Genomic DNA, 22,714 nt, shown 5'->3' with positions numbered 1-22,714 from the left:
ATCGTCAGCGAATTCCACCGGCGAAAATTCGAGGTTATTACGAGAATTATTCATAATGGCGGGCGGAAGTGCGGGCCGCCGTCATCCAGGATCCGGCGTGAACCTGAGGGCCGGTTCGGCCGTCGAAACGTTCATGACACGACACACGACGGCTCGCGCCGCGCTGGCGACGACGCTGGCCGCTGGACTCCTGCTGGCCGCCGCCCCCTCCGCGCAGGCCGCACAGGCCGCGACGGCTCCCGGCACGTTCGGCCCCTACGGGTACGGCGGCGTCCGGCTCGGCATGAGCGCCAAGGCCGCCAAGGCCACGGGCAAGATCAGATATAAGCGCCCCTTCGACTCCGAGACCTGCAGCGGATGGGAGCTGAAGGCGCACCCGGCCGGCAAGGACGCGGTCGGGCTCTACATCTCGAAGAAGCGCGGCGTCGCGATGATCTTCGCGCCGAAAGGCGCCCGCACCCCGGCGGGCATCGGCCTGGGCTCCACCCTCACCAGCCTCAAGAAGGCCTACCCCGGGCTGAAGACCGCCGCCAGCGGCTACCCGTACATCAAGGTCCCCGGCAACTCGAAGGCGTACTACGCGTTCCTGGTCAACTCCAAGAACCGCATCTACGAGATCGCGCTGGCCCTGAACACCCAGGACTGCGCCAACTAGGTCAGCCCTTGGCGGGCGGGGCGGTGCTGGCGCGCGGGATGAGCGTGGTGGCGAGCTCGATGCGGGTCCCCGCAGTGCCGCGCGGGTGGGTCAGCTCCTCGCTGATGAGCCGTACGGCCTCGTTCGCCATCTCGTCGAGCGGCTGGCGCACGGTGGTGAGCGGCGGCGACATCGTCGCGCAGAGCGGCGAGTCGTCGAAGCCCACCACCGACAGCTCGGCGGGCACCCGGACGCCGCGCTCGGCCGCCGCCTGGTAGACGCCCGCGGCCTGCAGGTCGGAGCCGGCGAAGACGGCGGTGGGCGGGTCGTCGCGGTCGAGCAGCTCGGCCCCGTGCCGCTTGCCGCCGGAGACGAGGAAGTCGCCGTAGCGGGTCAGCCCGGGGTCGGGCTCGATGCCGAAGGTGCGGTGGGCGGCGAGGTAGCCCTCGTAGCGGTCGAGCGTGCACTGGACGTCGAGCGGCCCGCCGATGAAGCCGATGCGGGTGTGGCCGAGCTCCAGCAGGTGGGTGGTGGCGAGGACGCCGCCGTTCCAGTTCGTGGCGCCGACGGCGGAGAGGCGCGGGTCGCGCTGCCCGACCGGGTCGAGCAGGACCAGCGGGACGTGCAGCAGCTCCTCGATGGCCCGGATCTCCTCGGCGCCCGCGCGGGAGAGCACGAGGACTATGCCGTCGGTGCCGCGCTTGCGCATGATGCCGATCCAGCGCCGCAGGTCGAAGTCGGACCGCGCGGAGGAGGTCACCACCAGCGAGAAGCCCCAGCGGGCGGCGGCCCGTTCGGCGCCGTCCACGACGACGTGCGCCCACGGCGAGCCGAGCCCGTCGATGAGCAGGTCGACGATGCCGGCCCGGGGCGTGGCGGGCGGGCGCGGGGCCTCGTAGCCGAAGGCGCGCACCGCCTCCAGGACCTTGTCCCGGGTGGCGGCGGAGACGTGTTTCTTGCCGCTCAGAACCTTGGACACCGTGGGCACCGACACTCCGGCTGCCGCCGCGACGTCCGCGAGCGTGGCTCGGCGCACCGAAATCTCGCACCTCCACAAGTTTTCGGAAAGTATCGGAAATCCGAACATCCCCGATGAGCTGCGGTTACCGCGAGCATGCCGCGCTTTCCGGAGACCTGTTGACATTACTACGTGCTGGAGCCTACCGTAACGCTTCGGCAATGTCACGGTAATATTTCGGAAAGTGCACCAGAAACTTTCTGACCGACTTCTGTCAGCGCTTTGGGAAGACTTCGAGGGGTCATGCCTGCACGTGTGGAGCAGCCGGCGTCCGAGCTGGAGGAACGCCGCGCGCGGCGGGTCCGTGAGTTGATGGCGGAGATGACGCTGGACGAGAAGCTCGCCCAGCTCGTGGGCGTGTGGCTGAACGTCAACCGCGACGAGGGCGTGGTCGCGCCGCTGCAGGACTCGATGCAGGGCGAGGAGGTGGAGTTCGAGGCGTTCGCCGGCGACGGCCTGGGCCAGATCACCCGCCACTACGGCACCCGCCCGGTCGAGCCGGGATGGGCGAGCGGCGTCCTCGCCGCCCGGCAGCGGTGGCTGCGCCGCGAGACCCGCCTCGGCATCCCCGCGCTGGCCCACGAGGAGTGCCTGACCGGCCTCGCCGCCTGGCGGGCCACGGTCTACCCGGTGCCGCCTGCGTGGGGGGCGTCGTTCGATCCCGCGCTGGTCGAGCGCATGGCGGCGCGGATCGGGGCGGACATGCGGCTGCTCGGCGTCCACCAGGGGCTGTCGCCGGTCCTCGACGTGATCCGCGACCAGCGGTGGGGGCGGGTCGAGGAGTGCATCTCCGAGGACCCGTACGAGGTGGCCACCATCGGCGCGGCCTACGTGAGCGGCCTGCAGTCGGCGGGCGTGATCGCCACCCTCAAGCACTTCGTCGGCTACTCCAACTCCCGGGCTGGCCGCAACCTCGCGCCGGTGCACGCCGGCGCCCGCGAGGTGGCCGACACGCTGCTGTTCCCGTTCGAGGTGGCGGTGCGCGACGCCGGCGCGGGCTCGGTCATGAACTCCTACGCCGAGATCGACGGCGTCCCGGTGGCCGCCGACGCCCACTACCTGACGAAGGTCCTGCGCGAGGAGTGGGGCTTCGAGGGCACGGTCGTGGCCGACTACTTCTCCGTCGCCTTCCTGCACACGCTGCACGCCGTCGCCGAGGACGCCGAGGACGCGGCCGTGCAGGCGCTGACGGCGGGCATCGACGTCGAGCTGCCCACCGGCGTGGCCTACCTGGAGCCGCTGCGGAACGCCGTCGTCTCGGGCCGCGTCGGGGAGGACCTGGTGGACCGGGCGCTGCTGCGGGTGCTGCGGCAGAAGGCGCGGCTCGGGCTGCTCGACGACGAGTACGCACCGGACGAGCCCGCAGAATCCGTCGATCTCGACGGCCCGGAGTCGCGCGAGGTGGCGCGGCTGCTGGCCGAGGAGTCGGTCGTGCTGCTGTCCAACGACGGGGTGCTGCCGCTCGGCCCCTGCGAGGGACGCCGCCTGGCCGTGCTCGGGCCGAACGCCGACGACGTGGCCGCGCTGTTCGGCTGCTACTCCTTCGTCCAGCACGTGCTGCCGCACTTCCCTGGCGTGGAGGCGGGGATCGCCGCGCCGACGCTGCTGGAGGCGCTGCGCGCGGAGCTGCCCGGCGCGGTGATCGAGACCGCGCGCGGCACCGGCGTGGACGACGGCGACCGCTCCGGCATCGCCGAGGCGGCCCGCCTCGCCGCCGCCTCCGACGTGGCGGTGGTGGTGCTCGGCGACCGGTCGGGGCTGTTCGGCCGCGGCACGTCCGGCGAGGGCTGCGACGCCGAGAGCCTGGAGCTGCCCGGCGCGCAGCGGGAGCTGGCCGAGGCGGTCATCGCCACCGGCACGCCGACCGTGGTGGTGCTGATGACCGGGCGCGCGTACGCGGTGCCCGGCCTGCTCCGCGACGCCGCGGCCGTCGTGCAGGCGTTCTTCCCCGGCGAGGAGGGGGCGGGGGCGATCGCCCGGGTGCTGAGCGGCGCGGTCAACCCGTCGGGGCGGCTGCCGATGAGCCTGCCGCGGGCGAGCGCCGGCCAGCCCTACAGCTACCTGCACCCCAGGCTCGGCGGGGCCGGTTCGGTGAGCAACATCGACCCCGCGCCCGCGCTGCCCTTCGGTCACGGGCTGAGCTACACGACCTTCGCCTACGCGGACATGACCGCCGACGGCGAGGCCCCGGCCGGCGGCCCGATCCGCTGCTCGGTCACCGTGCGCAACGCCGGCGACCGGCGCGGCGCGGAGGTCGTCCAGCTCTACGCCACCGACCGTGTCGCCTCGGTGACCCGGCCGGTCGCCCAGCTCGTCGGGTACGCCCGCGTCGAGCTCGACCCCGGCGAGCGGGCTCGCGTCGCCTTCGAGGTGCCCGCCCGGCTGCTCTCCTTCACCGGCCGCGACGGGCGGCGCGTCGTGGAGCCCGGCGCGGTGGGAATGTCCTTCCGCCGCTCGGTGCATGACGTGGTCGAGGAGCGGGACGTGACGCTGACCGGTCCCGTGCGCGAGATCACCGGCGAGGAGCCGCGACTGACCGTCGTGACCGTCGAACGGGAGATCTGACATGACCCGTATGGACGCCTTCCGCCGCCGGATGGGCGGCCTCGCCTTCGGCGGCGACTACAACCCCGAGCAGTGGGACCGCGAGGTGTGGCGGGAGGACGTGCGCCTGATGCGCGAGGCGGGGGTGAACCTGGTCTCGCTGGGCGTGTTCGCGTGGGCGTCGCTGGAGCCGGAGCCCGGCACGTACGAGTTCGGCTGGCTGGACGAGGTCATGGACCTCCTCCACGACAACGGCATCGCCGTCAACCTGGCCACCCCGACGGCCGCGCCGCCCGTCTGGCTGACGCACCTGCACCCCGAGGTGTTCCCGATCAGGGAGGACGGCCAGCCGTTCGGCTTCGGCAACCGCCTGCACTACGACCCCTCCTCGCCGATCTACCGCCGCTACGCCGCCGCGATCACCACGAAGCTGGCCGAGCGCTACTCCTTCCATCCGGCGCTCGCGATGTGGCACATCAGCAACGAGTACGGCCCCACCGCCTACAACGAGGCGGCGTCGGTGAACTTCCGCCGCTGGCTGCGCCGCAGGTACGGCACCCTCGACCGGCTCAACGAGGCGTGGACCACCCGCTTCTGGGGCCAGGTCTACACCGACTGGGAGCAGATCGACGTCCCGCACATCCCGCGCACCTGGATGAACCCCACCCGCAGGCTCGACTTCAAGCGTTTCACCTCCGACGCGCTGCTGGAGTGCTTCGTCGCCGAACGCGACATCGTCCGCTCCTTCCGCGACGACCTCCCGGTGCTGACCAACTTCATGCGCTTCTTCCGGCACGCCGACTACTGGAGGTGGGCGCCGGAGGAGGACGCGGCGGCGCTCGACATCTATCCCAACCCCGCCGACGCCGACTCGCACGTCTCGGCGGCGTTCAACTTCGACCTGTTCCGCTCGCTGAAGGGCGGGCAGCCGTGGCTGCTGATGGAGCAGTCGAGCAGCGCCGTCAGCCAGTGGTCGCTCAACGTCGTCAAGGAGCCGGGGCGGATGCGGCTCGGCTCGTTGCAGGCGCTGGCGCGGGCGTCGGACTCGGTGATGTTCTTCCAGTGGCGGGCGAGCCGGGGCGGGCAGGAGCGCTTCCACTCGGCGATGCTGCCGCACTCGGGGCCTGACTCGCGGACGTTCCGGGAGATCAAGGACCTGGGGCGGGAGATGAGGCTGCTGGCCCCGCTCGCCGGGACCACCTCGCGGGCGGAGATCGCGATCCTGTTCGACTGGGACGGCTGGTGGGGGCTGGAGGAGGTCTTCGGCCTGCCGCGCAGCGACTTCAGCTACACCGACACGGTGATGCGGCACTACACGCCGCTGTGGGAGCGGCACCACGCGGTGGACGTGGTGTCGGCCGACTCGCCGCTGGACGGATACAAGGTGCTGGTGGTGCCGAACGCGTACCTGATCGGCGACGAGGGCGTGCGGCGGATCACCGAGTTCGCGCGGGCCGGCGGCACGGTGCTCATGTCGTTCTTCTCCGGCGTCGTGGACGCCGACAACCGGGTGCGGCCGGACGGGTATCCGGGCGCGTTCCGTGAGCTGATCGGCGCGAAGATCGACGAGTACTGGCCGGCCAGGCCGCACGAGCGGTTCACCGTGGAGTTCAAGGGCGAGTTCAAGGGCGGGCCCACCACCACCTCCACCTGGTGGCGGGAGGACCTGCGGCTCGAAAGCGGCACGGCCCTCGCCACCTACGCCGACGGGCTGCTCGCCGGCCGGGCCGCCGTGGTCGAGAACCGCTACGGCGCCGGGCGGGTCGTCTACGTCGCGACCCTGCTGGAGCAGGCGGCCTTCGACGAGCTGGTGGCCGGCACGGTCGAGGCGGCGGGGGTGCGGCCGCGCCTCGCGGGCGTCCCCGCCCACGTCGAGTGCGCCGTACGCGGGAACGAGACTTCCGAGTACGTGTTCCTGCTCAACCACAGCGGCGAGTCGGGCGCGTCGGTGCCCCTGGAGGCGGACGGTACGGACCTGCTCACCGGCCGGGCCGTGACCGGGCGGGTGGAGCTGGAGCCGCTCGGCGCGGCCGTCGTCAGGATCGCCCGCCGGGCGGCTGTCACGCCTCCGGCCGTCGGGTGAGGCGGAGCTTGGACTGCTTGTGCAGCGGCTCCCAGTCCGCCATGAACGTCGCCGTGAACCCGTGCCGGCCGGCCAGCTCCACCAGCGTCTCGGTGCGGTAGTAGAAGTCCTCGCGCAGCACCTGGTGCTCGCGGCCCTCGGTGCGGTCGAAGGTGAAGTCGAAGTGCGCCTCCGGCTTCATCACCCGCCCGACGTGCGCGAAGCACTCCTCGATGACCTCCAGCGGCGAGTGCGAGAAGACGCTGTGGGCGTGCACGACGTCGAAGAAGCCGCTGGGCAGGAACTCCAGGCGCAGGTCGCGGACCGGTGTCAGGTGCGGCAGCTTGTCCCGCAGGCCGTAGCGGACGAGGGTGTCCTGGGCCGCCATGAGGATGTCGGGCGAGATGTCGAGGCCGTAGTAGTTGCCGGTGTGCAGGTAGTCGATGAACAGCCGGCCGGCGCGCAGGTTACCGCACCCGATCTCCAGCATCCGGCACTCCGGCCTCAGCCCGTGCCCCACGAGGTAGTCGAACTGGGTGCGGCCGAGCGCGAGCCAGCGTTTGTGCGTGTGCGAGCCGACCGCGCCCTCCGGGTCGCGGGCGGTGTCGGAGCGCATGACGCGGCGGTAGTAGGCGATGTGGTCGCGGCTGCGCAGGCGGAACCAGGTGTCGCGGGCCACGCGCCGCAGGTGCGGCGCGATGCGGTGCGGATGGCCCGCGGCGTAGGCCATCTGGTGGACGAGGCTCGAACGGGTGCGTCTCACCCTGCGAACGTAGGTCAGCCGCCGGTGCGGTCAGCAGGCTCTCGGGGCACTCTTGAGTGCTTGTTTGCGCAGCCTTTCTCGCCACCGGCGGAACACCACGTGTCCCGGTCAGCTCAGGTAGTCGCGCAGCGCCAGCGACCGGGAGGGGTGGCGCAGCTTGGACATCGTCTTGGCCTCGATCTGCCGGATGCGCTCGCGGGTGACGCCGTAGACCTTGCCGATCTCGTCGAGCGTGCGCGGCTTGCCGTCCGCCAGGCCGTAGCGCATGGTGATGACGCCCGCCTCCCGCTCGGAGAGCTGGTCGAGCAGGTGGTGGAGCTGCTGCTGGAGCAGCGTGAACGACACCGCCTCGGCCGGGGAGACGGCCTCGGTGTCCTCGATGAGGTCGCCGAACTCGCTGTCGCCCTCCTCGCCGAGCGGCATGCTCAGCGAGACCGGCTCGCGCCCGTAGCCCTGGACCTCGACGACCCGGTCGGGTTCGAGGTCGGTCTCGGCGGCGATCTCCTCCGGGGTCGGCTCGCGGCCGAGGTCGCTCTGCAGACGGCGCTGCACCCGCGCGACCTTGTTGATGAGCTCGACCATGTGGACGGGGATGCGGATGGTGCGGGCCTGGTCGGCCATGGCCCTGGTGATGGCCTGCTTGATCCACCAGGTCGCGTACGTGGAGAACTTGTAGCCGAGGCGGTAGTCGAACTTCTCGATGGTGCGGATCAGGCCGAGGTTGCCCTCCTGGATGAGGTCCAGGAAGAGCATGCCGCGGCCGGTGTAGCGCTTGGCGATGGAGACCACCAGCCGCAGGTTGGCCTCCAGCATGCGGCGCTTGGCCTCGACGCCGTCGGCGGCGACCCACTCCAGGTCGCCCCTCAGCTCGTCGGAGAGCCCTTCCTCGGTGTCGAGGCGTTCGCGGGCGAACAGGCCGGCCTCGATGCGTTTGGCGAGGTCGATCTCCTGCTCGGCGTTGAGGAGCGGCACCCGGCCGATCTCCTTGAGGTAGGCCTTGACCGAGTCGGCGCCGAGCGGCGCACCGCCGTCGGCGCTGGTGTCGTCCAGTTCTAGAACCTCTGCTGCTTCGGACAAGACTTTCTCCTCGCTCGCTTTGGACGGACGCACGGAACGCGTGGTGAGAACGGGACTACGGCATCGCCACCTCGGACATCGCGAAAGAGCCACCGGCCGCACGGGCCGCCCAACATCCAAGCTACCCAACGGGAACGACTCGACAGCACGTCTAGGCCCTCGGGCTCCCCTCGCCCCCGCTGTCCGCCCTGGGCGGCAACCAGGTGAACCTCCCCTCCTCGACCCCCGCGAACGCCATCAGGCGCGCCCCCTCGGCCTCCAGCTCCTCGCGCACCCGCGCGGGCAGCGGGTGGAAGGGCTCGGCCGTCAGCACTCCACCACCAAGATTCCACATGCCACCGACAAATCCGTCGACCAGGAACGTGGGATAGATCGCGGCGCCGACGCACACCGCCTTGCGCTGCTCGGCGGTCATGAGCCGGCCGCGGTCGGCGTAGGCGACCATGAGGTTGTCGAACCAGGGCAGGAAGCGCACGGGCGCGGGCGTGCCAGGGTCGGCGAGCGGCAGCCCGGCCAGGTCGTACAGGACGCGGCCGGTCTCGTCCCGGTAGGTCCGCAGGTCCGGCATGCCCTCCATGACCCCGCGCAGCCGCGTGAGCCCCGACCAGGCCTGCACGTCCATCACCGACGCCGGGCCGAACGCCGCCAGGTACCGCCGCACCAGCCGCTCGGCGGCGGCCTGCGTGCCGAGCGGGCCGTCCATGGGGCGGCCCAGCCAGTCCTCGGCCAGGGCGAACGGCGTGGCGCCGCCGCGGCCCCAGACGCCGTTCGGCGGGGTGTGGACGATGGGCAGCAGCGTCTGCGCCGCGTAGCCGAGCGCCGCCGGGTCGGCCTGCGGCCACCGCTCGCGCAGCAGGTCGCGCAGCTGCGGCCGGGTGAGGACGCGCCCGTCGCGGTGCGCGCCCTCCAGGTGGGCGCGGGCCAGCTCGGTGAGCTCCACGTGGTCCACGTCCCGGAGTGCGCGGCCGAAGGCGCCCTTCCTCATGCGGTCGAGGACCGGCTGCACGAGCGGGCGCAGCCACACGTAGTCGTCGGCTGACGAGAGGTGCTGGGTGGCGCGCAGCAGCGTCCCCCGGACGACCTGACCGCCGTGGAGGAGGACGGTCAGGTCGTCCTGGGTGAAGGAGGCGAGGCGCGACCAGAGCCCGACGTACGGCGCGTCGACCTCCTGTCCCTGCAGCGCGACCAGCCGCGCGACGGCCTCGGCGGGAGGCAGGGCGGCGCGGTCCAGCAGGAGCTGGCGGCCCAGGGTCGTCCGGTTGAGCACCCGGCGGTCGAGGATCATCCGCCGAGCGTAGGCGTCAATGCGGCAAGGATGATTCCGCGTTGAGCAGGTCGTCGAGGGCGGCGCGCAGGTGCCCGGCGAGCTCCCAGGCGTCGGGGACCATGGTCCGGTCGGTGACGACGCCGATGTCGAGCGAGCCGTTGTAGGAGAAGGCGGTGATGTTGACGCCGCCGCTGACGTCCGTGATCACCGAGACCGGATAGTGGGTCAGCAGCAGGTTGCCGCACACGTACAGCGGGAGCTGCGGGCCCGGCACGTTCGAGATGATCACGTTGATCGGCGGGGCGGTCTCCCCCACCAGCGCGAAGGCCGAGCGCGCGGCCAGCCCCATGAGCACGGCCGGCATCGAGGCGCTGAACTCGCGCAGCCACCGCGCCGGCGCCAGCGCCGAGCGGTCCTTGATCAGGCGCATGGCCCCGCGCACCTCGTGCAGCCGCTCGACGGGGTCGGCGACGTGCGTGGCGAGCGGCGCGATCATGATCGTCACCTGGTTGCCCGGCTCCCGCACGCCGGCCTCGCGCAGCGAGAACGGCACCCCGGCCACCAGCGGACCGTCCGGCACGCCGCCGTGCCCCGCCAGCCAGCCGCGCAGCGCGCCCGCGCACACCGCCATGACCACGTCGTTGACGGTCACGCCGAACGCCTTGCGCACCGCCTTGACCTCCTCCAGCGGCAGCGACACGTACGCGAACCGCCGGTGCTGCGAGACCGGCCCGCTGAACGGCGTCCGTGGCGCGGGCAGGGCGGGCAGGCCGGGCACGCCGCCCGCGCCGGCCAGCCTGCGGGCGAGCCCGGACAGCGGCCGGGCGCCGGGCAGCCACGACACCACGGGGATCTCGTCCAGGTGCGGCACGGCCTCCGCGACGAACCGGACCGCCCGCGCCGGGTTCGCCGCCAGCCTGGCCAGGCCGCGCGCCACCATCTCCGCCTGCCCGGGCGGCGGCTCGTCCCGGCCGGGCGGCGCTTCCCGCATGCCGGGCGGCGGGTCCTCCTGGCCGGTCGGCGGCTCTGGGGTGGTGTCGAGCAGCGCGGCCAGCACGTCCGCGCCGCCGATGCCGTCCACGGCGGCATGGTGGATCTTGGTGTAGAGGCCCGTGCGTCCGCCCGGAAGGTTGTGGACGAGGTAGATCTCCCACAGCGGGCGGCTCCGGTCCAGACGGCGGGCGTGCAGCCGGGAGACCTGCTCGGCGAGCTGCCGGTCGTCGCCGGGCCGCGGCAGGCCGATCTCGCGGACGTGGTAGTCGAGGTCGAGGTCGTCCTCCTGCGCCCAGTACGGGTGGTCCAGCCCGAACGGCACCGGCGCCAGCCTGCGCCGCAGGGCGGGCACGTACGGCAGCCGCCGTCCCAGCAGGGCCTGCAGGTCGGCGCGGTCGAGTTCGCCGTCCAGGATGGCGAGGCCGGCGATGTTCGCGACGTTCGTGGCGGTCTCGATGTTGAGGAACTGCGCGTCCAGGGCGGTGAGCTGCGGCACGGCGTACCACCTCCGTCCCGAACCAACCAGACTCCGTCCGGCGGGGCAAGCACCGTCAGGCCGTGACCTCCAGGTCGTGGGTGGCGGCGTCCGGCTCGGCGAAGGCCAGCATCCGCAGGCCCTCCTCCGCCACCGCGTCCCGGGAGAGCTGCCCCTCGAAGGGGCTGAGCAGCAGCTTGGCCTTCTTGCCCGAGCGCTTGATCTGCCACGTCCCCGCCGCGAACCCGTCCACCAGGACGACCGCCCGCACCCGCAGGTTCTTGGTGGTGACCAGGCCCTTGTACGCGTCGGCCAGCAACCGGGTGCGGTCGGCGTGGCCGAGGACGAGCGTGTCGAAGTCGGGCAGGAACCGCACCGGCGCGGGCACGTCGCCGCCCGGCCGGGGCGCGCCCGGCAGGTCGAACAGCTCCTTGCCGCCGGGCCCGGCGAGCCGGTCCAGCTCCATCGCCTCCATGACCGGCCGCAGCCCGCCGAGCCCCGACCAGGACTGCACGTCGGCGGGCGTGGCGGGGCCGTACGCGGCCAGGTAGCGCTCGACGAGCGCCTGCGGGCGGGGGTCAGGGTCGAGGCCGATGCCGGGCGGGGCGAAAGCGGGGTCGCGCGGGAAGCTCCACCGGTCGCCGGTCGGCACGACGGCGAGGGGGGTCAGCATGCGCACGGCGTAGCCGAGTGCCCGGTCGTTCGCGCCGGGGAACTCCTCCAGCAGCCGCGGGCGCAGCTCGTTGAACGTGTGCGGGCGCTCGGCCAGCATCCGCTCGGCGGCGGCGACCACGGCCGCGGCGTCGTAGCCGTCGAAGCGGCGCGCCGCGGCGGCCAGCACGGGCGCGAGCAGCGGCCGGAACGCCGCGAAGTCCGCCGCCGTCACCAGGTGCAGCGTGGCCCGCCACATCGTGGCCCGCAGCACGGTCCCGGCGTGCAGCGCGGCGTGCAGTCCCGCCCGCTCGAAGTCCGCCAGCCGCGACCACACCCCGAGGTACGGCGGCCTCGGCTCCTGCGCCTGCAGCCCGGCCAGCCGGTGCACGACGTCCGTCACGTCGCCTTCGTACCGCTCCAGGAGGTGCTGCCGGGCCAAGGTCGCACGGTTGAGGTCGCGGAGGGTGAGCATCTACATATCATGCCCTTCCCCATCAAAGCGGTACGCGCCTGCTACCCCGCTCTCAACGACGGCTACGCCTATCTCGACGGTGCCGCGGGCACGCAGACCCCGCGCTCGGTGATCGAGGCCATCTCCGACGCCTACCGCGGCGGGATCGGCAACGTGGGCGGCGCGTTCCCGGCCAGCCACCGTTCCGACGCGATCGTGGCCGCCTGCCGGGCCGCCGTGGCCGACCTGGTCGGCGGCGACCCCCGCGGCGTGATCCTCGGCCCCAACATGACCACCCTCACCTACCGGTTGTCCCGGGCTCTCGCCGGGCCCGGGGACGAGGTCGTCGTCTCCCGGCTCGACCACGACGCCAACGTCCGGCCCTGGACGCAGACCGGCGCCACCGTGCGCTGGGCCGAGGTGGACCCGGTGACCGGCGAGCTGCCCGTCGAGCAGTACGCGAGCCTCGTCAACGAGCGCACCCGCGTGGTGGCCGTGACCGCGGCCAGCAACATCATCGGCACCCGTCCCGACGTCGCCGCCATCGCCGAGATCGCCCACCGGGCGGGGGCGCTGACGTACGTGGACGGCGTGCACGCCACCGCGCACGGCCCGGTGGACATGCGGGCGCTCGGCGCGGACTTCTACGCCACGAGCGCGTACAAGTGGTCGGGGCCGCACGTGGGCGCGGTGGTGGCCGACCCGGCGCTGCTGGAGACGCTGCGGCCGGACAAGTTGGCCTCCTCGCCCGACACGGTGCCGGAACGGTTCGAGACGGGCACGGCGGCCTTCGCCGACCTGGAGGGCGTGACGGCCGCCGTGGACCACCTGGCGGCCATGGTGCCGGGCGCCGGCAACCGGCGCGAGCGGCTGCTCGCCTCGATGGCGGCGGCGGAGGAGCACGAGCTGGAGTTGTTCGGCGTCCTCGTCGAGGGGCTGGAGACGCTGCCGGGCGTCACGGTGTGGGGCAAGCCCGCCCGCCGCACCGCCACCGCGTACTTCACCGTCGCCGGGCGCACGCCGCGCGAGGTGGCCGAGCACCTGGCCCGGCAGCGGGTCAACGTCTGGAACGGCCACAACTATGCCTGGGAGCTGACCGGCGCGATGGGCATCCGCGACACGGGCGGAGCCGTACGGGCCGGCCTCGTCCCCTACAACGACCGCTCCGACGTCGACCGTCTCCTGGAGGGCATCGCCCAGCTCGCCTGACCTGACCGTCCGGGCCCGGCGCCCTCCTCCTGAGCACGGGCACGTGGCTCAGGAGGAGGGCGCGGGGCGGGCGGGGTCAGCCGGCGAGGCGGGGCAGGACGCCGGTGTTGCGCAGCCGGTCGCGGGCGGCCGCGATGGCCTCCGCCGTGGTGGCGAAGACCTGGCCCGCCTCGCTGAGCCGGGTGATCACCCCCAGCGCCTCCAGCGGCTGGTGGTGGCCGTCGGGGATGCCGGAGACGTAGACGAGGATGCCGCGCCGTTCGAGGCGTTCGATGGCGTCGCCCAGGACCAGCGCCCCGCTGGCGTCGAGGCCGTTGACCCGTGACATGCGCAGCACGACCACCGACACGCCGGTCACCGCCGACAGCTCCAGCAGGAACCGGTGGGCCGCCGCGAAGAACAGCGGCCCCGCCAGCCGGTAGGTGACGATGTGCTCGGCGAGCAGCGCGTGCTCGTCCTCGGTGTGGTGCGGGTGCTCCTCGTGGCGCAGTGGCTCGGCGTCGAGGCGGGTGTTGCGGGCGAGCGTGCGCAGCGCGAGCGCCCCCGCCACCACGAGCCCCACGACGACGGCGAGCACCGTGTCGAGGATGAGCGTGGCGACGGCGGTGAGCACCAGGACGACGGCGTCGGACCGGGTGGAGCGGAACAGGGCGCGGACGGTGCCCACCTCGATCATCCTGATGGACGTGGCGAGCAGCACGCCGGCCAGCGCGGCGAGCGGGATCTTGGAGACCAGGTCGGCCCCGGCGTAGACGATGGCGGCGAGGATGGCCGCGTGCGAGAGCGCCGCCAGCCGCGAGCGGGCGCCGGCGCGTACGTTGACCGCGGTGCGGACCATGGCCCCCGTGCCTGGCATGCCGCCGAACAGCGGCGCCACCAGGTTGGCCACCCCCTGCCCGAACAGCTCCCTGTCGGGGTCGTGCCGGGGGCCCCGCGTCATGCCGTCCGTGACGGAGGCCGACAGCAGGGACTCCAGGGCGGCGAGGGCGGCCACCGCGACGGCCGGCCCGATCAGTGACGGCAGCGCGGCGGCGTCGAGGAAGCCGAGCGACGGCGCGGGCAGCCCGGTGGGCAGGGTGCCGATGCGGGCCAGCGGCAGCTCGGCCGTCTCGGCGACGACGGTGGCGAGGACCACGACGAGCAGCGAGAACGGCACCGTGGGCCGCAGGCTCGCCGCCACGAGCAGCACGGCGGCCACGGCGATGGTGACGGACATGGCCCACCAGTGGGGCCGGGCCAGGAAGTCGAGCAGGGCGTGCCAGGCGACGACGGCGACCTTGTCGTGGCCGCTGGCCGCCACGCCGAGCGCGGTGGGGAGCTGCTGCAGCCCGATCACGCAGGCCACGCCGACGGTGAACCCGGCCACCACCGGGGCGGGCACGAGCGCGATGCAGCGGCCCGCGCGGGCCAGCGCGAGCGCGATCAGCAGCAGCCCGGCCAGCACGCCGACGGTGAGCACTCCGGCGGGGCCGTGCGCGCTCATGATCGGGAGGAGGATGACGGTCATGGCGCCGCTCGTGCCGGACACCTGGACGCGTGAGCCGCCGAAGAAGGCGGCGAGCGCTCCGGCGACGATGGTCGTGGCGAGCGCGGACTCGGCGCCCATGCCGGAGCTGATGCCGAAGCCGAGCGCGAGCGGGAGGGCGACGATCGCCACGGTGAGCCCGGCCACGAGGTCGTGGCGCGGGGTGCGGGTCATGGCGGCGAGGCCGGCGGGGTCGGGCAGGACCGCGCGCAGCCGCTGCCAGGCGAAGGAGAGCCTGATGGCCGTCACGATCCGTGGTCCTTCACAATCATACGGTAATCGTATTTATCCGTAAATGGGCCTTCCATTTTCACTCCTTCTGGCAAGAAAACCGTAACGCCCATTGCATGACTATGGGCGTCGTCAGGGCGTTGTTCAGAATATCAAGCGCACCCTGGACGACCTGGTCGAACACCGGCTGTCTCGCGTACAGCGGAAAGCATCATTACCGGATTAATAACCATTAATCGTGAGCAAGGAGAATGCGCGGTTGGCCGCGTCGACGGCCTCCGGCTCGACCTCTGCGAGCGGACGGCCCTCGGCGAGCCGCTGCCAGATGCGGCTCGCCAGCACCCGCTGCGTGGCCAGCACCTGGGCGGCGAGCAGCGCGGCGGTCAGGTCGTCCGTCCCGCCCTGCTCCGCGAGGGCGTCGGCGAGTGCCCGCTCGTCGCGGGAGATCTGCTGGAACATCCGCGCCTGGAGGCTGGGCGTCGAGAACACCATGCGATGGAAGGCCATGACCTCGGGATGGTCGTTGAGCCCGGTGACGGGGTCGCGGCGGGCGAGCCCGTCGAGGAAGTGGCGGCGCAGCGCCTCCAGCGGCGTCTCCCCCTCGGCCCGCGCCCGCACCACGCGGGCGGACTCGCCCTCGTGGTCGGCGATGCGGTGCAGGACGAGGTCCTCCTTGGCCGGGAAGTACTTGAACAGTGTCGGCTTGGACACCCCGGCCGCCGCCGCGATCTCGGTGACCGGCACCCCGTCGAAGCCCCGCCGCAGGAACAGCCCGATCGCCGCGGCGGAGATGGCCTCGCGCACGCGCTGCCGCTGGAGCTCCCGAAGTCCCGTCACGACGCCCACTCTAGCAAAGTGTTAACCTGGTCAAAATCTTAACCGAGTTAACACTTGAGGAGGCGTGATGGGGACGCTCGACGAGGAGCGCGCGTACGTCGAACGCTGCCGGGCGGGCCTCCGCCGCATGCTGGAGGGCGCGCGGGACAACGTCATCGTCGGCGAGAGCGTGGCCGGCGACCGCTACAGCGCCGAGCGGCTGGGCCGCCACCTCAAGAGCCTCGCCAAGGAGCTGAGCGAGGAGCCGGAGGGCCCGCCGTTCTTCGGCCGCCTCGACTTCGGCCAGGACTCGGCCGAGCACCGGGGGCGCGCCTATCACATCGGGCGCCGGCACATCACCGGCGAGCACGGCGGCCCGCCCGTCGTCATCGACTGGCGCGCCCCGGTCGCGCGGGCCTTCTACCGCGCCGGGGCCCGCGACCCCCAGGGCGTCGCGGTGCGCCGCCGGTTCGGGTGGTCGGGGATGACGCTGACCTCGTACGAGGACGAACGGCTCGACCGGGGCGAGGAGGGCGGGGGCCGCCTCCTGGCCGCCGAGATCGAACGCCCCCGCGTCGGCCCCATGCGCGACATCGTCGCCACCATCCAGCCCGAGCAGGACGACCTCGTCCGCGCGGGGCTCGACGTGAGCGTCTGCGTCCAGGGCGCGCCTGGCACCGGCAAGACGGCGGTGGGCCTGCACCGGGCCGCCTACCTCCTCTACGCGCACCGCCGCCGGCTGGAACGCGGCGGCGTGCTCGTCCTCGGCCCCAACCGCGCCTTCCTCGGCTACATCTCCGCCGTCCTGCCCGCGCTCGGCGAGGTGGACGTCGAGCAGACCACGCTGGAGCGGCTGCTCGCGACCGTCCCCGTCCGCGCCGCCGACAGCGAGGAGGCGGCGGCCGTCAAGCACGACGCCCGCATGGCGGAAGTGCTGCGGCGGGCGCTGTACGGGCGCGTACGCAAGCCGGTCGAGCCGGTGACCGTGGCCGACGGCTCCTACCGGTGGCGGGTCCGTGAGGACGAGCTGCGCCGCATCGTGGACGACACCCGCCGCGCCGCGCTCCCGTACGGCGTGGGCCGCGAGCGCGTGCACGCGCGCACGCTCGACGCGGTCCGCCGCCAGGCCGAGGCCCGCGGCGTCAGCGCCACCGCCGCCTGGAGCCGCAGGACGGCCCGCGCGCTCGCCCCCGCCCTGGACGCCCTCTGGCCGCCCGTGAAGCCGGAGGAGGTCCTGTACGAGGTCCTGAGCGGGCCGGCGGACGACGGCGCGGACCCGGCGCGCGGGGTGCTGACCGGCGCCGAACGGGCCGCGATCACCTGGGCCAGGCCCCCGCGCGGCCCCAGGAGCGCCAGGTGGACGGCCGCCGACGTGGTGCTGCTCGACGAGATCGCCGGACTCGTCGAGCGTCCGCGCGGCTACGGCCACGTCATCGTGGACGAGGCCCAGGACCTGTCACCGATGGAGTGCCGGGCCGTGGCCAGGCGCAGCGAGCACGGCTCGCTCACCGTCCTCGGGGACCTGGCCCAGGGCACCACGCCGTGGGCGGCGGCCTCGTGGCCGGAGCGGATGGCGCTGCTCGGCAAGCCCGGGGGCGAGGTCGTGGCGCTGACGACCGGCTTCCGGGTGCCGGGTGCCGTGGTGGAGCTGGCCAACGGGCTGCTGGAGTCGCTGGAGGCGGACGTGCCGCCGACGCGGTCGTACCGGTCGGACGGGCGGGTGCGGGTGACCGCCGTCGAGGAGCTGGGGAAGGGGGTGGTGGCGGCGGTGCGGGAGGCGTACGGGTTCGAGGGGTCGATCGGGGTGATCGCCGCCGATCCGGGGGCCGCGGAGCTTGCGGCGGCGCTGCGCGACGAGGGGTTCGAGCTCGGCGGCCGGCTCAGCGTGGTGGAGGCGTCGCTGGTCAAGGGGCTGGAGTACGACCACGTGGTGGTCGCCGAACCGGCCGCCATCGCCGAGGGCGAGCGGCGCGGGCTCAACCGGCTGTACGTGGCGCTCACCCGGGCCGTGTCCCGGCTCGACGTCGTCCACGCGCGTCCGCTCCCGCCCCAACTCGCCCGGCCGTGAGATCCTGGACGGGTGCTGTCGCCGATCGATCTTTTGCGCGAGGAGGTGGCCGCCCGGCTGGCCGCGTTCGACCGGCGGGAGGTGCCGCCGGTGGGCGGCGTACGCCGGGCCGCCGTCACCGTGTGCGTGCTGGAGGACTCCGGGGGCGTCCCGTACACGGTGGTGATCAGGCGGGCCCCGCTGGGCCGCAACCCGGGGCAGTGGGCGCTGCCCGGCGGCCGGCTGGACGACGGCGAGGAGCCAATCGAGGCGGCGCTGCGCGAGTTGGCCGAGGAGACGGGCCTGACCGGGGTCGAGGTGGCGGGGCTGCTCGACGACTTCGTCACCGACTCGGGGTTCGTGATCACGCCGGTGGTGGCGTTCGGCGGCCGGCAGCGGGCGGTGGCCGATCCACGCGAGGTGGCGTCGGTGCACGAGGTGCCGCTGGAGTGGTTCCTGGCGCCGGGGGTGCCGCGGTGGGAGGGCGAGCTGCTGCAGATGCCGCTGGGGCCGTCCATCGTGATCCACGCGCCCACGGGGGCGATTCTGTGGCAGTTCGCCGAGGTGGCGCTGCGCGGGCGCGAGCAGCGGGTCTTCGACGTCGTCCAGCCTCATTGGACGCGCACATGACCACGCCGACGGCGAGCCGTTGGAATAGCGGGCCCCGATCGTCCGTTAGCATCAAGAGGCCGATGTGGTCTGTGTCCCCCGGGCCGCAAATTACCGCCTTCACGGAATACCGTTCGGCTGGAGCCGTGTTGTGCACCTCGCCGAGGAGGCGACCGCCACATCGGCCTCAATCTTTCCGGGCGCTCCGTTCATCGGCGGAGCGCCTGCTCTATGGTGGGTGGCCGAACGCCCGATGATCCAGGAGAGCCTGTTGCTTTACGAAGTGGTCAAGTTCGCCGCCGCTCCGCTGACGCACGCGATGTGCCGGCCGCACATCACAGGCGCGGCGCACGTCCCGAGGAGCGGGCCCGGGATCCTGGCCGCCAACCACCTGTCGGTGCTCGACTCGTTCCTGCTGCCCGCCCTGCTGCCGCGGCACGTGACGTTCACGGCGAAGAACGAGTACTTCGACGGCAACCCGATCTCCGGCTTCTTCATGCGACTCGGGCGGAGCCTGCCGATCGACCGCGAGAGCGCCCACGCCGCGCAGGCGATGCTGGAGGAGGCCGCGGCGCTCCTGGAGCGGGGCGAGCTGTTCGGCATCCACCCCGAGGGCACCCGCTCCCCCGACGGCCGCCTCTACCGCGGCAAGATCGGCGTGGCCTGGCTGACGCTGAAGACGGGCGCGCCGGTGCTGCCGGTGGCGCTCAGCGGCACCGAGAAGGTGCTGCCGCTGGGCTCGAAGGTGCCGCGCCCGGCGAAGATCGGCATCGCGATCGGCGAGCCGATGCGGTTCGAGGGCGACTACCGCAACGCGCGCGACCGGCGGCGGGTCACCGACGAGGTCATGGCCGCCATCCAGCGGCTCTCCGGGCAGGAGTACGTCCCTGTCTACGCCTCCAGCGTCAAAGGGGCCGACGGCGCCGTCGTGGCCCGCACATCGTCGGCGGAGGCGGGGGGCTGATCGGTGGCACGGGGCCGCACCATCGCGATCGTGTCCACCGCGGCCGTGCTGGCGGTGGGAGCCGCGGCCGGCGGCGCCTACTACGTGCTGCACACCCGCGGCACACCCGCGAGCACCGCGCAGCGGTTCGTCGCGGCCTGGCAGGCCGGTGACGCCGCCGCGATGGCCAGGGAGCTGGCGACACCGCGGGAGCTCGGCGTCTACGAGCAGCAGCGCACCGCGCTCGGCGTGGAGCGCACCTCCGTCCGGCTGGGCCAGGTGACCGAGGGCGACGGCAGGGCCGGCGTCCCCTACACCGTGACGCTGAAGCTGAAGAACATCGGCGACTGGTCCTACGACGGCCGGCTCGACCTGGTCGTGGCCGAGCGCGCCTGGAAGGTCGACTGGAAGCCCACGGCCCTGCATCCGAAGCTCACGGACGGGGCCGCGTTCTCGATCAAGACGCGCTGGCCGCAGCGGGCGGAGATCACCGACGCCGACGGCAGGCGCATCGACGACGGCTCGGCCGGCGGCTCGGTTCAGCAGCTCGTCGGCTACCTCGACAAGGCGTCCGAGGAGGACGTCGCCAAGCTCGGCTCGGCCTACAAGGCGGGGCAGGCGATCGGCCGCGGCGGGCTGCAGGAGACGTTCCAGAAGCGGCTGGCCGGCACCCCGTCCACCGACATCCGGCTCGGCGGCAAGACGCTGGAGACCATCGAGGGCGGCGAGGGCGAGCCGGTCCAGACCTCGCTCGACCCGCGCGCCCAGGCCGCCGCGGTGGCCGCGGTCAAGGACATGAAGAAGCCGACGTCCATGGTGGCGATCCGGCCTTCGACCGGGGAGATCCTGGCGGTGGTCAACAACCGCGGCGGGTTCAACCGGGCGCTGGACGGCCGCTATCCGCCGGGCTCGACGTTCAAGGCGGTCACCGCGATTGGGCTGCTGGCGGCAGGCATGTCGCCGGAGGACACCGTCACCTGCCCCGAGTACGCCACCGTCGGCGGCCTGAAGATCCGCAACTCCGACAACGAGGCGTTCGGTTCGCTGTCGTTCCTGGACTCCTTCGCCCACTCGTGCAACACGACCTTCGCGCCGCTCGCGCGTTCGAAGCTGGGCGGGGCCAAGCTGCTGAAGACGGCCGAAGGGGTCGGCTTCAACCAGCCGCTCAACATCGGCGTCCCGGCCACCCCGGCGAGCTTCCCCAAGCCGCAGTCGGACGCCGAGCTCGCGGCGGAGTCGTTCGGGCAGGCCAGGATCACCGCCAGCCCGCTGTCGATCGCCTCGGTGGCGGCCGCCATCGCCGACGGCACGTGGCGTCCGCCGACGCTGGTGCCGTCGCTGAAGCAGAAGGCGGCCGAGCGCGAGCTGCCCGACGGGGTGAAGAGCCGGCTCCACACGATGATGGCGGCCGTCGTCACCAAGGGCACCGCCAAGAAGGCCGGCCTGCCCGCGGGCACGCACGGCAAGACCGGTACGGCCGAGTACAACGTGGGCGACAAACTGGAGACCCACGCCTGGTTCATGGGCTTCAAGGGCGACGTGGCGTTCGCGGTGGTCGTGGAGGGCGGCGGCGGGGGCGGCGCGGTGGCCGCGCCGGTCGCCGCCACCTTCCTGAAGAACCTCTAGGAGCCTTCTGAAGATGTTGTTCGGAGATGGACAGCAGGTGGTGGGGCTGGCAGGGTGATCGAGGCATTGGACGACAGGCCGTGTAGCCGTTGCCCCGCATTCGGTGGTTCAGCCGGTGTGGGGCTGCAGGGTCCACCGGCCCTGGACGCCGGCAAGCCCGAGGTTGATCAGGCGGCGCAGGTTCAAGGCCGCCACTCTGAGATGAAGCCACAGGTCGTTGCGTAAGACGCCGCGGTAGCGGAGCCTGCGTGCGCCGCCGTCCGCGCCGACCAGCCAGGCGATGGAGCGTTCGACCATGGGCCGGTGCTGCCGGTAGATGGCTCTCATGTCGGGATCGGTGGCCCATTCCTGGCGGGCCTGGTGTAACAGCGCGTCGTGTGGGTGCAGGCGCAGGGTTCGGCCGTCCTTGCTGGTGGTGCAGCGTTCGCGCAGTGGGCAGGTGCGGCAGGCGATGCCGAAGACCGCGTGGCGGGTGCGGGTGATATGCCGGCTCACCCCGGCCGGGCAGGTGACCGTGCCGGCGGCTTCATCGACGGTGAAGTCGTCGCGGGTGTAGCCGCCGGCCACGGCCGGGCGCAGCGGTGCGGGCTTGATGATGAGGGTGTGCCCGGCGGCGGCCAGCGCGGCGCGGGCGTCGCCGGTGCCGTAAGCGCTGTCGCCGAGCACCTCGAACACCGCAGTACCGGCGCCCGGATCGGCCAGCAGGTCCACGCCGACCACCGCCTCGTGGTTGCCGGCGCCGGTGGCCATGGTCAGCCGGACACCGGTGAACAGCCCGGTATCGGGTTCGATCACGACGTGCGCCTTGTAGCCGTCCTGACGCTGATGCACGGTCTTGTGCACGTGCCGGGCCTGGGCGTCGACGGTGGAGATGACCCGGTCGGTGGCGACCTTGCGGGCGATGCGCCAGCGCCCGTCGGTGCCGTCGGAACCTTCGGCCGGTTCGACGTCCTGGCCGGCCACCAGCGCCAGCAGCGCCAGGGCCTGGCCTGCCGTCTCCTCCAGCTCGCCCGCCACCGCGGCCGTCTCGAACGCGCTCACCACCGTGAGCGCGTCGGTGACCAGGCCGGACACCAGCTCCTGGCGGGCCTTGGCGTCGTCCCAGGCGATCACGGGTTTGCCCGCCTGGTCGTAGTCGGTGGCGTGGCAGCGTTCGGCGATCAGTGGGGCGGCGCCCGGGACCTGCCTGCTCACCCGCCGGATCGCCGCGATCAACTGGGTGATGGTGTCCTGGGTCGCGACCGCGTCGTCCAGCACCGCCGAGTCCAGCACCCGCCTCGTCCGCGCCCGCAGCGCCCCGCTGTCCGCGGCCAGGCGGCTGACCCGGGCGAAGATCCGATTCGGGTCGCCCGACTTGCGCAGCCGCTGCCGGAAGTACACCAGCAGCGAGGGGTCGAAGCCCCGATCCTGCAGGCCAAGCCCGCAAGCGGCCTTCCAGCGCAGATCACAGCGCACCGCCAGCGCGGCTTCGGGATCGGAACTGTGCAGCAACACCTGTAACACCAGCACACACGCCAGCACCTGCGGCGGGATGCTCGGCCGCCCATCAGTCGCGGCATACAGATCGGCGAACATCTCCTCGGGAAACAACTCATCGCGATGTTCGGCCAGGAAAGCGTAGACACTGCCTGCCGGGATCAACTCCCGGCAGGTGCTCCATACATCCGGCCCGACCGGCTGTTCGGGACGATGCCCCATCATGCTGTTCAGCCTGACCCTCGGCCTACATGATCGGAACCCCGACCAGCAACATCATCAGAGGACTCCTAG

At 72.7% G+C, this 22,714-nt stretch carries 16 protein-coding genes and 1 pseudogene; 8 read left to right on the top strand and 9 right to left on the bottom strand.

Annotation, left to right across the window (positions count from 1 at the left end):
* The first annotated feature begins 133 nt into the window (after positions 1–133).
* A complete protein-coding gene (locus tag BMW85_RS47260; RefSeq protein ID WP_143082666.1) occupies positions 134–655 on the top strand; it encodes a hypothetical protein in 522 nt (173 codons plus the stop codon).
* Position 656: 1 nt separating this feature from the next.
* On the opposite strand, the gene BMW85_RS47255 is transcribed toward BMW85_RS47260, so the two are convergent.
* Entirely contained in the window at positions 657–1,670 is a 1,014-nt protein-coding gene (locus tag BMW85_RS47255) for a LacI family DNA-binding transcriptional regulator (protein ID WP_091094309.1), read from the bottom strand.
* 225 nt (positions 1,671–1,895) lie between these two features.
* Between BMW85_RS47255 and BMW85_RS47250 the strand changes: the two genes are divergently transcribed.
* Together BMW85_RS47250 and BMW85_RS47245 are read left to right on the top strand one after the other, a co-directional pair.
* Complete coding sequence (locus BMW85_RS47250; RefSeq protein ID WP_177241260.1) at positions 1,896–4,217, top strand: beta-xylosidase/alpha-l-arabinosidase; 2,322 nt, start codon at positions 1,896–1,898, stop codon at positions 4,215–4,217.
* Position 4,218: 1 nt separating this feature from the next.
* The gene (locus tag BMW85_RS47245) at positions 4,219–6,279 is read left to right on the top strand and encodes a beta-galactosidase (protein ID WP_245775489.1); all 2,061 of its coding nucleotides are present in this window, start codon (positions 4,219–4,221) and stop codon (positions 6,277–6,279) included.
* On the opposite strand, the gene BMW85_RS47240 is transcribed toward BMW85_RS47245, so the two are convergent.
* The 5 genes and pseudogenes from BMW85_RS47240 to BMW85_RS47220 form a co-directional block, all read right to left on the bottom strand.
* Positions 6,257–6,988: a class I SAM-dependent methyltransferase gene (locus tag BMW85_RS47240; protein ID WP_091094307.1), complete on the bottom strand. Its 732-nt coding sequence runs from the start codon at positions 6,986–6,988 to the stop codon at positions 6,257–6,259. The two genes, BMW85_RS47245 and BMW85_RS47240, sit on opposite strands and share 23 nt — an antisense overlap.
* 141 nt (positions 6,989–7,129) lie before the next feature.
* A pseudogene (locus BMW85_RS47235) lies at positions 7,130–8,131 on the bottom strand (RNA polymerase sigma factor); the annotation flags it as partial.
* A 118-nt stretch (positions 8,132–8,249) separates the two neighbouring features.
* Positions 8,250–9,383: a winged helix DNA-binding domain-containing protein gene (locus tag BMW85_RS47230; RefSeq protein WP_091094305.1), complete on the bottom strand. Its 1,134-nt coding sequence runs from the start codon at positions 9,381–9,383 to the stop codon at positions 8,250–8,252.
* Positions 9,384–9,399: 16 nt separating this feature from the next.
* Complete coding sequence (locus BMW85_RS47225; RefSeq protein ID WP_091094304.1) at positions 9,400–10,854, bottom strand: WS/DGAT/MGAT family O-acyltransferase; 1,455 nt, start codon at positions 10,852–10,854, stop codon at positions 9,400–9,402.
* Positions 10,855–10,909: 55 nt separating this feature from the next.
* A complete protein-coding gene (locus BMW85_RS47220) occupies positions 10,910–11,959 on the bottom strand; it encodes a winged helix DNA-binding domain-containing protein (RefSeq protein WP_091094303.1) in 1,050 nt (349 codons plus the stop codon).
* Positions 11,960–11,968: 9 nt separating this feature from the next.
* Here BMW85_RS47220 and BMW85_RS47215 point away from each other — a divergent pair, with 9 nt between their 5' ends.
* The gene (locus BMW85_RS47215; RefSeq protein ID WP_091094302.1) at positions 11,969–13,147 is read left to right on the top strand and encodes a cysteine desulfurase-like protein; all 1,179 of its coding nucleotides are present in this window, start codon (positions 11,969–11,971) and stop codon (positions 13,145–13,147) included.
* Between the two features lie 76 nt (positions 13,148–13,223).
* On the opposite strand, the gene BMW85_RS47210 is transcribed toward BMW85_RS47215, so the two are convergent.
* Positions 13,224–14,921, bottom strand: coding sequence for a SulP family inorganic anion transporter (locus BMW85_RS47210; RefSeq protein ID WP_218156259.1), 1,698 nt, complete (start codon positions 14,919–14,921; stop codon positions 13,224–13,226).
* A 204-nt stretch (positions 14,922–15,125) separates the two neighbouring features.
* Complete coding sequence (locus BMW85_RS47205; RefSeq protein ID WP_245775488.1) at positions 15,126–15,740, bottom strand: TetR/AcrR family transcriptional regulator; 615 nt, start codon at positions 15,738–15,740, stop codon at positions 15,126–15,128.
* Positions 15,741–15,807: 67 nt separating this feature from the next.
* Here BMW85_RS47205 and BMW85_RS47200 point away from each other — a divergent pair, with 67 nt between their 5' ends.
* The 4 genes from BMW85_RS47200 (at position 15,808) to BMW85_RS47185 (ending at position 20,944) form a co-directional block, all read left to right on the top strand.
* Positions 15,808–17,787, top strand: coding sequence for a HelD family protein (locus BMW85_RS47200; RefSeq protein ID WP_091094300.1), 1,980 nt, complete (start codon positions 15,808–15,810; stop codon positions 17,785–17,787).
* 12 nt (positions 17,788–17,799) lie between these two features.
* The gene (locus BMW85_RS47195) at positions 17,800–18,396 is read left to right on the top strand and encodes an NUDIX hydrolase (RefSeq protein WP_091094299.1); all 597 of its coding nucleotides are present in this window, start codon (positions 17,800–17,802) and stop codon (positions 18,394–18,396) included.
* 250 nt (positions 18,397–18,646) lie between these two features.
* Positions 18,647–19,339: a lysophospholipid acyltransferase family protein gene (locus tag BMW85_RS47190; protein ID WP_342743513.1), complete on the top strand. Its 693-nt coding sequence runs from the start codon at positions 18,647–18,649 to the stop codon at positions 19,337–19,339.
* Positions 19,340–19,369: 30 nt separating this feature from the next.
* Positions 19,370–20,944, top strand: coding sequence for a penicillin-binding transpeptidase domain-containing protein (locus tag BMW85_RS47185; RefSeq protein ID WP_245775487.1), 1,575 nt, complete (start codon positions 19,370–19,372; stop codon positions 20,942–20,944).
* A gap of 108 nt (positions 20,945–21,052) precedes the next feature.
* Here the strand turns inward: BMW85_RS47185 and BMW85_RS47180 are convergent, their stop codons facing one another.
* Entirely contained in the window at positions 21,053–22,645 is a 1,593-nt protein-coding gene (locus BMW85_RS47180) for an IS1182 family transposase (RefSeq protein WP_091087748.1), read from the bottom strand.
* Positions 22,646–22,714: the final 69 nt, after the last annotated feature.

The sequence above is a fragment of the Nonomuraea wenchangensis genome, assembly GCF_900111685.1.
Lineage (GTDB): Bacteria > Actinomycetota > Actinomycetes > Streptosporangiales > Streptosporangiaceae > Nonomuraea > Nonomuraea wenchangensis.
The sequence above is the reverse complement of the archived record's forward strand: the minus strand, read 5'-3'. Positions and strand labels throughout refer to the sequence as shown.

What these genes read in the sequence shown, in the direction of transcription:
- BMW85_RS47240 (WP_091094307.1), bottom strand. Translation starts at nt 6,988, where the DNA reads ATGGCCTACGCCGCGGGCCATCCGCACCGCATCGCGCCGCACCTGCGG.
- BMW85_RS47215 (WP_091094302.1), top strand. Translation starts at nt 11,969, where the DNA reads ATGCCCTTCCCCATCAAAGCGGTACGCGCCTGCTACCCCGCTCTCAAC.
- BMW85_RS47250 (WP_177241260.1), top strand. Translation starts at nt 1,896, where the DNA reads ATGCCTGCACGTGTGGAGCAGCCGGCGTCCGAGCTGGAGGAACGCCGC.
- BMW85_RS47245 (WP_245775489.1), top strand. Translation starts at nt 4,219, where the DNA reads ATGACCCGTATGGACGCCTTCCGCCGCCGGATGGGCGGCCTCGCCTTC.
- BMW85_RS47230 (WP_091094305.1), bottom strand. Translation starts at nt 9,383, where the DNA reads ATGATCCTCGACCGCCGGGTGCTCAACCGGACGACCCTGGGCCGCCAG.
- BMW85_RS47220 (WP_091094303.1), bottom strand. Translation starts at nt 11,959, where the DNA reads ATGCTCACCCTCCGCGACCTCAACCGTGCGACCTTGGCCCGGCAGCAC.
- BMW85_RS47260 (WP_143082666.1), top strand. Translation starts at nt 134, where the DNA reads ATGACACGACACACGACGGCTCGCGCCGCGCTGGCGACGACGCTGGCC.
- BMW85_RS47200 (WP_091094300.1), top strand. Translation starts at nt 15,808, where the DNA reads ATGGGGACGCTCGACGAGGAGCGCGCGTACGTCGAACGCTGCCGGGCG.
- BMW85_RS47180 (WP_091087748.1), bottom strand. Translation starts at nt 22,645, where the DNA reads ATGATGGGGCATCGTCCCGAACAGCCGGTCGGGCCGGATGTATGGAGC.